This window comes from Edaphobacter aggregans DSM 19364 (assembly GCF_000745965.1).
GTDB classification, from domain to species: domain Bacteria; phylum Acidobacteriota; class Terriglobia; order Terriglobales; family Acidobacteriaceae; genus Edaphobacter; species Edaphobacter aggregans.
The window spans coordinates 1-9,094 of record NZ_JQKI01000184.1; the positions used below are offsets into that span (position 1 = coordinate 1).

The window sequence follows — 9,094 nt, forward strand, 5'->3', positions numbered from 1 at the left end:
CATAGAGGACATGGTTTGTTTTCGAACGCGCAACATAGAAACCGCCGTCTGGTATCGGACCGTCATAGTCCGGTGGCAGGATCAGATACTTGCCCCCTTCTCCACGGTCGGGGCCAGGAGCACCGATGTCGATGATCCAGCCGAACCACATGTCGTTGAGAGTGCCAAGGGCCATTGGGGGCACCTCGATGACCAACGGGCCTTTCGTCACGTCGAGAGTGGCGACAGTGTAGATGGTATCGGCATTGGCGGTGAGAAAGAGCGAGTTCGAGTCCATCAACTCGGAGAAGATGACAATCGTGTTGTCTTCGGCCCCAATGCTGTGAAAGCCCTTGCGAATGGCATACGCCGATGCACCCGAAAAGCTGTTCATGAACGCATCGACGCCGCGCACGTAGAGGAGATTGTCGTAGACCTTCTGGACGGTGGCTGCGCTGGGCGCACCGTCTCTAAACTCGAGCGTGCCTATTGCTGTGTCAACTTTGTCCGGAGTGGTGAGGATGGCCGGAGTTGGTGTCGCTGTCTTTTGCCCCTGCGCAGAGGGGATAGCAAACACTGTCGCGGCAATCAGAACCGAGATCGTTAGCGTGGCTTTAGCTATGAGTGATTTTCCAAACAGCATCTCTTTCACCTCTTCCTTTCGGTACCGCCTTACGGGGCCCTAACAGCAAGAAGACAGAGATTATGGTGCGCGCTCGACGCGAGGCTGGCTTGATAAGTGATGCGCCTAGTATTGTGCACCCAGGGCTAAGGTGTGACAAGTGCTGGCTTCCTTGTAGTCGCATGTTAGCAAGTGCCCTTACGCACTCAACTGGCGATAACAGGCTTAGCACCAGTCGACAGCGAAAGCCATTTGTCCGACTACGTGCAACTATCTCTTGAGATATGGGTTGCGCAATTGGACGGACCGCAATTAGTAGTTTGTCACTTGTGCAGTTTCTGTGTGACGACAATAATTCAATGCGTGATAACAAAAATCGGGCGTGTGCCATCGTACGCGCTGACTGAGCTGGTTTGAGGAGAAGGTGAATGCCCAGAGCCTCAACTTCGCACCGCCGATCCTTCGCATTCGTTCTACTTTTATTTGCTCTTCCTCTACTGATTACCTGTGGCAAGAAAACCTCACTCCCAACCACAACCGAGCAGGTAAAACAGGCGGCTCCTACTGCGCCCCCATACTCACCAGACGAACCGCCTGCGCCGTCAAACGGCCTCGTGCTTCCAACCAGCTTTGACCGTGACACCCGTGATCTCGATGCAATGGCGCAGCGGCGCAATATCCGTGCTCTGGTCATCCTCAACCCTATCTCGTTTTTCCCCGTGAGCGGTATGCGAACCACATCTTGTGCGGTGCAGGGTGAGGGAGCACAGTTGTGAGATGAAAGAGGCAACGGAAGCGTGGACGAAGTGGCGTGGGTTGGTTTCGGAACAGAGTCAGAGCGGTCAGAGTGTGGCGGCGTTTTGCAATGAGCGCGGGCTGCGGGCCTGGCAGTTCTACGAGTGGAAGAAGCGGCTGCGGGAGTCCGAGACGGCCAAGTTTGTAGAAGTGCAGGTTGCGGCACCTGCAGAGCCGGTGCGACCCGCAGGGACACGGAGCCACGCGATTGAGATCCGTTCAAAAGAGGGCCGCAGTCTTGTGGTTGAGCCTGGATTCGAGGCGAGTCATCACACGGGTCTACGAACTAAGTACGGAGCAATGTTTGTGCCCCTGCTGTGGTGTCGAGCGTCGTGAAATAGGTGCCGACGAGAGTTGGCAGGTTGAGTATTTGCCTGGCCACTTCGAACGGATCCATCATGTGCGCAAGAAGTATGCCTGTCCCGGTTGCGAGAGCAACGGCGACAGCCCGCGGATAGAGATGGCGGCCAAGCCGGAGACGGGGATCGACAAAGGGATGGCAGGACCGGGTTTGCTGGCCTACATCGTCACCAGCAAGTTCTCCGATTACCTTCCGCTATACCGTTTGGAGGATATCTTCGCGCGGCAGGGGTTCGAGATCTCTCGCGCCACGCAGTCGGTCTGGTGCGGCGATATGGCCGACCTGGTTGAGCCGTTGTACGAGTTGATGGCCGAGCGGGTGCGGGCCTCGCACGTGGTGGCCACCGATGACACCATCATGCCGATGCTGAGCAAGGGCAAAGCAGCCAACGCGCGGATGTGGGTCTATGTGGGCGACGATGCCCATCCTTACAATGTCTTCGACTTCACGCTGCATCGGGGCCGCGACGGACCGACATACTTCCTGAAGGATTACCGGCAGGTTCTGCTGGCTGACGCCTACGGCGGGTACAACGGAGTGGTGGCCGGCAACGAGATCATGCGCGCCGGGTGCTGGTCGCACGTGCGACGAAAGATCATCGAGGCGGAAAAGACCGCTTCTGAAATCGCGCGGGAAAGCGATCGAAATGGTGCGTGCTCTTTACGCAGTCGAGAAACAGGCCAGCGATTTTTCCATAGCAGAGCGTCTCGATCTGCGCCAGAAGCAGTCGGCGCCGATGCTAGCCCGTCTGCACGAAAAGCTTCTTCTCTGGAAAGAGCAACTGCTGCCCAAGCATCCCATGGCCGAGGCGGTGAACTATGCCCTCGGTCAGTGGGATGCGTTGAGCGTCTTCTGTTCAGATGGCGCGGTGCCGATCGACAACAACGTCAGCGAACGCGAGATGAAACGCGTGGTGTTAAATCGAAAGAATTCGTTGTTTGTCGGCAATGCGCGCGGCGGCCGGACAGCGGCGATCCTGGCCAGTCTGACCAGCACCTGCAGGCGCCATGACGTCGATCCACAACTTTACCTCACCCAATTGCTAGTCAACTTGCCAGCGGCGCGAATCAATGAACTATCGGCCTGGCTGCCCGATCAATGGAAGCAACTTCAGGCCGCAAGAATGGCTAACCTCCAAAGACCCGAATCGCCTGCTGTGTAAGCATTGGTTCACCTAGCGCTCACCTCGGATTGCGGCCCGGAGGGAGCCAATCAGCGACAATTCACCGATGGCGAAAGCGGACCCATGCGCCGATCAAGGCGCCGACCACCAGCATCCAGACCGTGCAAATCAGTCCGCCTTCCGGTCCGAATGCACCTCCCGTCCACAGTTCAGGCCCGCTCTGCTGGATGGTGAGCAGGCGGGTCTTCGGCAGAGTGCCGCTGACAGGAAACCCGTACACTGTGCCTTCAAACAGATTCCAGGTGATGTGCAGGCCAATCGAAATCGCCAATTCGCCCGTCAACAGAACGGGCAAGCTCAGAAGTAACCCGCCAACAATTATGTTGATCGTGCTGAAGGCGGTTGCTTTGTTATTCGCCAAATGCGCGAGTCCAAAGAAGGTCGACGACATCACAACGGCTAGACGTAGAGCTGCTCGCGCGCCAAGCCGCTTGCCCATTAAACCTTCCGCAAGATTCTTGAGCTGATAGCCACGGAAGACAAGTTCTTCGTTCACGCCATCCGCAACCCATCCCAGAAGGCTAAGCAGAACGGCAAGGCCGATCGGAAGTTGATAGGAGGACACTGCAAATCGAGTTACCGTGGCCCAGCCATCTAGACTTAAAGCAAGATGCAGTTCGCGTAGCGCTCACCCCGTTTTTCTAGGGGTATGGCAACGATTCAGGAGAAAATGGGCCATTTGGAGAGTGGGTCACCCATCCTCTGCAAATGCATCTTCACGCGGCGTGTAGTTTCAATAAATTATGGATTCTGCCTTATCGTCCAACCCTCTTTTTTGTGATCGCTCTGACGAGATAATAGAGTCGATATTCTACTCAGAATCAATCAATTGCGGCAATATGGCCAAGTTTGTATCGAATCGTTGCCATACCCCGATATGTCCTCAAGTCCCACATGAAGGCACACCTGATTCCTGCGATACAAGCAGCGCTTGTCGGACAATCTTACATTTGTCCGTTTGTTCCCAAATGATGGGAGATCGGGGAGCCACATTATTGCCGACGGGCCGAAAGTGAGGGAGCTTCGATGAATCGCGAAGAACAACGTCCACCGCTCTCGCGTATAGAGAGTGCCGAAGAGAAGCGCTTAACTCTGCGCGTCACGTTTCCCTGAAGCTGTCGATGATGGCACCGAGATCGAAGCGGTGTTGCCACCCCCATTCGTCTCGCGCGTAGCGGTCCAAGTACGATGCCTTCCCGCGCCGAGTATCGCCTTCGCAAACAAGCTGCGCAGCTCGGATTGCAGGTTATGCCTGCCGAGAACAGTTTGATGTTCCTTGGGAGGCTTGTGGCAGGTTTCTCGGCTCCGTCAGATGGTTCCTGGTGGATCACGGGTTATACGGAGGTTACTCTCCTCCTTGATCAGCTAGCTGGCTAACTTTCCGTTCTGCAGGACGAAGGTGTAAGTGGCGAATTTGTAGCGGTTGATTGCGGTGTCGGCTTTTCCAAACAAGGGTAGACGGTGTCGCCCTTCGCTCTAACTAGACTTCAACTTGGCAGTGGGGCCTTCAACGGCAATATACGAGAGGACCTTCAGCAATGAAGTTACCCCTGTCCTAAGGGGTATCTCAATGCCTATTGCCGCGGACATTATTCGGCCGTTCAGATTGCTCTTCAATTATCTGAGTTAAGAAGGATACAACTTCTCTGCCATGGCATCTTTACCGTTTCTAGGGAACCGAGGTGGCCGGAAGCCGTCTTAATTTTGGTCGTCAAATCACTGACATGCGCCCCACCTGCCCAAGCCCTGCTGTAAGCGGGGGCGGCGATCTCGAGCAAATCAAATTCCTACTGGGCCATGCGTCGATTCAAACAACTCGCCATGCTTGGCTTCAAAGAGACGCAGACCTGTTTACGAGCCAATCCTCCGCCGTCGCTCTTCGCGCTCCCGCACTATTGTGGTGCGCGTGGGTTCTGCGCGGGATTGTAGACGATCCTCAGCTTGAAGTTGGTGTACGCGCTTACTTGGGCATCGTTATCTTCGGGAGGGTTGCTTGGATCTGCTGGTCCCCGTGGTCCCCAAATGATGAACCCGAAGTTGGGGCGGGTCTTACTCACCCAATCACGCACCTGGCCGGACACACTGACATCGATGCTCGGAACGGAGGGCAACGACGCTTCATTATCGTCCGGCATACCACTGGAAAACGGCTGGGTCCCGACCCCGATCGTTGTGGCAACAGATTTCGCAGGAATTTGACCCGTCGTCTCGCCGCCGCTGCGGGCGATAGAACTCGCCGTATCGAACAGGAGATTCGCGCTCACTACCGAGTCGAATTGACTGACATCAAACGCAACCCCTCCCCGAAAGATTGCGGCGCGAATGTCGTCGCAAGGAAAGGGTTCCGTACCCGGTCTAAAGAAGTCGTCAAATCCCACGATGATCTGATTCGCTCCCGGCGAGAACGAAGTCGGAGGCGGATTCCCACTGGAAAGACAATAGCCTTTCGATCCTAGAAAGCCAGAGGTGCCGGTTTTGAAGTTGGATGGAGGAAGATCGATGGTCTTCAATGTAACGGGATTGCATCCCTGACAGCCCTGCCAAAACACCGTCGCCAGGACCGTTAACGTAGCCACAGCCAAGCGCTTCCATGTATTCATGGATGTGCGTGTCATTTTGTTGTACGCGTTCCAGGCAGGTTATTAGCGAGAGCCACCATGGCAGATGTGCGGTCTTTAAACTGGCCATCTTTTACCTGTTTTGTTACGCGCTCCAGCGCAGCCTTCGAATCCGACTGTAGCTTGTCACCGGGTGCGAAACTCAACACGAGCTTCCAGCCACCGCCCTCCGGGAGCGCGATCAAGGTGTCTTCCCGAGTTTCGGTTTTACCATCCGGCCGCTTGAAGGAAGCTCGTACTCGCAATTGCACCGCACCGCCCGGACCTGGCTTCTTTTCCAGGACCTCGGCTGCGGCAAGTCGGCTGACCGCGCTCTTGAGGTTGTTGGGGGCAGCGTCGAGAACCTCGCCGCCCTTTCCGAAGCGCTCGTCGAGAGCTTGCTGGAATGACTCTTGTGCTTCCCGTAAAACAGCTTGGTTCGAGAATGAGTCAATGACAGCCTTCCGCGAGCCGGCGGTTAGACCGGCCAAGAAATCATCACTGTTTCCTTGCTGAGCCGCGGTCACCAAGTTCCGGATAAGCTCGTCAGGAGTCTTTGCGGGAGCGATTGCATGAGTCAATGACGACGCCACCCAAAGCAAAATCGTTGTCGCGGTAGTGAAACGGACAGTCTGGAACATCGTCCCTCCTTCTCAGCGAGGCGTGTCATCCCGTTGATCATGTCCAAACAGTTCAGCGGGCTCAATCCTTAGCATCTCGCTGAGTACATGGACGTTCAGCCCGTCTACGAGCACACATGGGCACATGAAGCCTACGAAATTCGAGAATTTCGAAGGCTAACGGCATTCGCGCGTACGCCTACTACCCAATGCTGCTGCACGTTTTCCAAGTCCGACGCCCGTTGGTGATAGCACTTCTACGCCCTTAGATCCGAATAATTTGTTCCCAGTTTGGTAATGATACGTGCGAAGCGTCTCCAAGACTCCTATCGCAAGCCTTGTCTCTGACTATTTAGAGCACAATATTCCGAGAGCCGTAGACGGATGCAGGAAACACTTTAATGTTTGCGACGAACAGAGAGGATTGTGCACCCGCGAATGAAAGAAATCAAGCTAAATTGACGACGAATTTCCAGTGGCTTTGTATCAATCTTCAGTGAGGAAGCCGTCTCTGGAACTTTTGCCTGTCACCGGATCGCAAAGAAAGGCCTGCTCGGATCGCTTGCGAAGCGAAGAGTGGCAGCAGGCGCGCGGTTACTGTTCGGCAGTTCCTGAGCCATCGAGCTTATTGCTTTGGGGAAGCTGTGCGGTCGGGATCATCGGAATAGTTCGTGAAGAACAGGGCACATTTCGTCGTAATCGCGTTAGTCGCCGCCACCGTCGTTCTTGTCAATGACCAATATGAGTGAGTATCTGCCAGAGAGCTCGCAGGAACACAGGCACACCGCAGCTACCGCTTTTCAGCTAGTGATTGTCAGCCGTAAGCGGTCACATGACCGAGACCACATTGGGATTTCGAATCGCCATAGGGGTTGTTAGTCACATTCCCGAATACGCGAAGGCGCATAGGCGAGTTCCCACAAAATGTCATCGGCGATCAGCGTCTGCCATCGCGCATTGTCTTCAACCAGCTTCTGGATGTGTTGCTGCAAGAGGTCAGAAGCGATTGTCATCTCATTGTCCTCGTAGTTGAACAGGCGCCACTCGTTGCTCGATATGACCTGATGATTGGTGGTCCCGAGATATATTTGATGCCGGGTATGCAGGCAGCCTCTTATTTCTCCATTCCACACCCATCGCGCGATTTTCATCGCGCGATGAATGGGCACCGGCGTTACGCGGGCTGAGCTTCCGGCTGGAGTACTGAACGCTCGTCGGCGCTAGGGCCCTAGCTTGACGGCACAGGAACGTCGAGCAGCCGCAGGTAGACGCAGAACTGGCCGCGGTGCTGGTACCAGTGGTTGAGCATGATATTGCGCAGGAAGGCGACGCGGGGCATTGCTGCGATCTCCTGATCGCCGGCGACGATGCGCCAGGTTGCGTTCATGGCGATTCTGCGATGGGCATGGGGTTCTCCTTTCGGGTTTGTCCTTAAGGCGGATTAGGAATTGAATTGGCGTAGCCCGGAGCAAAACTGCAGGTCGCTCCACTTCGTCGTTGCCGCGCAACGACTCCGGTCTGGATGACAATTGACTGGGCAGTGATGCGAGAGCTGCCTCTGCCCAGAGTTGCTATTAGCGCGAGGCCTCGGCGTGCCTGCGAACGCGTTCGTGCATCGAGGCCCAGCCTTTGTCCATCCCCGCCTTCTGCTCGTCGGAAACGAAGCCGAGCGCGGTGTGCCGGAAGGCGATCAACGTTCCGCCATCGACTTCGCTCAGCCGATACTGCACGTTGGAGACGAACGGAAACGAGGCGAACAGTGGACCGGCGAATTCAAGCAGCGTGGGCCGCATGATGGCCTTGACGTTGGCCCAGAAGTGCCCGTTGCCGTCGCCCATGTCGCGGTACCACCTTCCACCGGGCCAAGGTTCGATCTTCATGTTGAGTGATTTGCCGTCGGGTGTCTCGTTGCCGGGCCCCAGTTGCTCGAGCAGCGCGGCAAAGGTTATATCCAGGGGCGCCTGGACATGGATCTCCTGATTGATTGTCAGGGTCAGGTTTTCGAGGGTCTGTTCGGTTGCAATCATCGTTTCTCCTTAAGATTCGGGGAATTCAAATCTGGTGAGCCTTGGCGGACCATCGCTTCCGCGCGTTCCTTCACTCGATTCAACTGGTGCTGCCAGTAACGCTCGAAGGTTCCGGCCCACTCGTGAAGCGGGCGTATCGCTTCGGCGTTGGTTCGGTACAGCTTTTGGCGGCCCTGGCAGCGCATCCGAACCAACCCCACGTCGCGCAGCACACGCAGGTGCTTGGAGACGGAAGGCTGCTCCAGGCCGAGGGCTTCCACAATCTCTCCGACGGGCCGCTCGGCACCGGCAAGATAGCTCAAAATCTCCCGCCGGCGGGGCTCAGCGACGGCGTTGAAGACATCGGAGGTGGTGCTCGCTCTTGCCATAACGGCACATTACATGCCTATATAGGCATATGTCAAGGCGTGTTTTTTCCCGATTGCTCCGAGGCTGCGAGCTTAGGAAGCCAACCGCCACTGGTGAGCTTGTTTTGTCGAGTATTCGCGGCCTGGCGCCTTTGATCACCAGTCAGAACATGAACGATATCGCCGGAAAAGTTGTGGCAGTGGACGATTGACTATTGGCTGCCGGATAACCGCGCAGTTGAACACACGCGTGTGACGGCATGCCTGGAGCAGGTCCGCAGACCGGGTTGGGACCTGTTGTCATGAGGAATCGAGAGGCTTCGAGATACAACTCGGCGGCGGTGAGTCTTCGCGCCACGCCCATCGGTCCGCCGCATCGGGGGCAGTGCCACAGGGCAGTGGACTCGGACGGCGACCTGGTTGGAAGTGGAAGCGGATCGCATCCGACGCGAGCCAGCAGTCTTCTTGTCAGCGGCAGGCTCTGCGTGCGGAAGCGGTTGGAGAGCAGCCCGAAGTGGCGGATGCGCACGAAGCCTTTGGGCAGCACATGGAGGAAGAAGCGG

The 9,094-nt window shown here is 56.2% G+C and carries 11 protein-coding genes and 1 pseudogene; 3 read left to right on the plus strand and 9 right to left on the minus strand.

Annotation, left to right across the window (positions count from 1 at the left end; all coding sequences use genetic code 11):
* Positions 1–622: DUF1254 domain-containing protein (locus tag Q363_RS28575; protein WP_157467768.1), on the minus strand; the 622-nt coding region annotated here is incomplete at its 3' end.
* Between the two features lie 756 nt (positions 623–1,378).
* Between Q363_RS28575 and tnpA the strand changes: the two genes are divergently transcribed.
* The 3 genes and pseudogenes from tnpA to Q363_RS47050 all read left to right on the plus strand — a co-directional run bounded on the left by tnpA (position 1,379) and on the right by Q363_RS47050 (position 2,919).
* A complete protein-coding gene (tnpA, locus tag Q363_RS42385; RefSeq protein WP_035357486.1) occupies positions 1,379–1,732 on the plus strand; it encodes an IS66 family insertion sequence element accessory protein TnpA in 354 nt (117 codons plus the stop codon).
* Positions 1,701–2,375 (plus strand): annotated as a pseudogene (gene tnpC / locus Q363_RS47045) (IS66 family transposase); the annotation flags it as partial. The gene tnpA and the pseudogene tnpC, both read left to right, overlap by 32 nt.
* Before the next feature lie 28 nt (positions 2,376–2,403).
* Complete coding sequence (locus tag Q363_RS47050) at positions 2,404–2,919, plus strand: IS66 family transposase (RefSeq protein ID WP_035357491.1); 516 nt, start codon at positions 2,404–2,406, stop codon at positions 2,917–2,919.
* Between the two features lie 61 nt (positions 2,920–2,980).
* Here the strand turns inward: Q363_RS47050 and Q363_RS28595 are convergent, their stop codons facing one another.
* From Q363_RS28595 to Q363_RS42390, 8 genes are all read right to left on the minus strand, one after another.
* Positions 2,981–3,505, minus strand: coding sequence for a CPBP family intramembrane glutamic endopeptidase (locus Q363_RS28595; RefSeq protein ID WP_051979474.1), 525 nt, complete (start codon positions 3,503–3,505; stop codon positions 2,981–2,983).
* A gap of 1,327 nt (positions 3,506–4,832) precedes the next feature.
* Positions 4,833–5,516, minus strand: coding sequence for a hypothetical protein (locus Q363_RS28600; RefSeq protein WP_157467770.1), 684 nt, complete (start codon positions 5,514–5,516; stop codon positions 4,833–4,835).
* Positions 5,517–5,551: 35 nt separating this feature from the next.
* The gene (locus tag Q363_RS28605; RefSeq protein WP_035357495.1) at positions 5,552–6,178 is read right to left on the minus strand and encodes a hypothetical protein; all 627 of its coding nucleotides are present in this window, start codon (positions 6,176–6,178) and stop codon (positions 5,552–5,554) included.
* An 854-nt stretch (positions 6,179–7,032) separates the two neighbouring features.
* Complete coding sequence (locus Q363_RS39385; RefSeq protein WP_211256409.1) at positions 7,033–7,170, minus strand: hypothetical protein; 138 nt, start codon at positions 7,168–7,170, stop codon at positions 7,033–7,035.
* Between the two features lie 215 nt (positions 7,171–7,385).
* Positions 7,386–7,544, minus strand: coding sequence for a DinB family protein (locus Q363_RS28615; protein WP_211256410.1), 159 nt, complete (start codon positions 7,542–7,544; stop codon positions 7,386–7,388).
* A 187-nt stretch (positions 7,545–7,731) separates the two neighbouring features.
* Positions 7,732–8,184 (minus strand): SRPBCC family protein, encoded by a 453-nt coding sequence (locus tag Q363_RS28620; protein WP_035357500.1) that lies wholly within the window; start codon positions 8,182–8,184, stop codon positions 7,732–7,734.
* A complete protein-coding gene (locus tag Q363_RS28625) occupies positions 8,181–8,552 on the minus strand; it encodes an ArsR/SmtB family transcription factor (RefSeq protein ID WP_035357502.1) in 372 nt (123 codons plus the stop codon). The genes Q363_RS28620 and Q363_RS28625 overlap by 4 nt, the downstream gene beginning before the upstream one ends.
* Before the next feature lie 142 nt (positions 8,553–8,694).
* Positions 8,695–9,094: transposase (locus Q363_RS42390; protein ID WP_342667469.1), on the minus strand; the 400-nt coding region annotated here is incomplete at its 5' end.

Excerpts from the sequence above, each read along its gene's own strand:
- tnpA (WP_035357486.1), top strand. The coding sequence starts at position 1,379 with ATGAAAGAGGCAACGGAAGCGTGGACGAAGTGGCGTGGGTTGGTTTCG.
- Q363_RS47050 (WP_035357491.1), top strand. The coding sequence starts at position 2,404 with ATGGTGCGTGCTCTTTACGCAGTCGAGAAACAGGCCAGCGATTTTTCC.
- Q363_RS28605 (WP_035357495.1), bottom strand. The coding sequence starts at position 6,178 with ATGTTCCAGACTGTCCGTTTCACTACCGCGACAACGATTTTGCTTTGG.
- Q363_RS39385 (WP_211256409.1), bottom strand. The coding sequence starts at position 7,170 with ATGACAATCGCTTCTGACCTCTTGCAGCAACACATCCAGAAGCTGGTT.
- Q363_RS28615 (WP_211256410.1), bottom strand. The coding sequence starts at position 7,544 with ATGAACGCAACCTGGCGCATCGTCGCCGGCGATCAGGAGATCGCAGCA.
- Q363_RS28620 (WP_035357500.1), bottom strand. The coding sequence starts at position 8,184 with ATGATTGCAACCGAACAGACCCTCGAAAACCTGACCCTGACAATCAAT.
- Q363_RS28625 (WP_035357502.1), bottom strand. The coding sequence starts at position 8,552 with ATGGCAAGAGCGAGCACCACCTCCGATGTCTTCAACGCCGTCGCTGAG.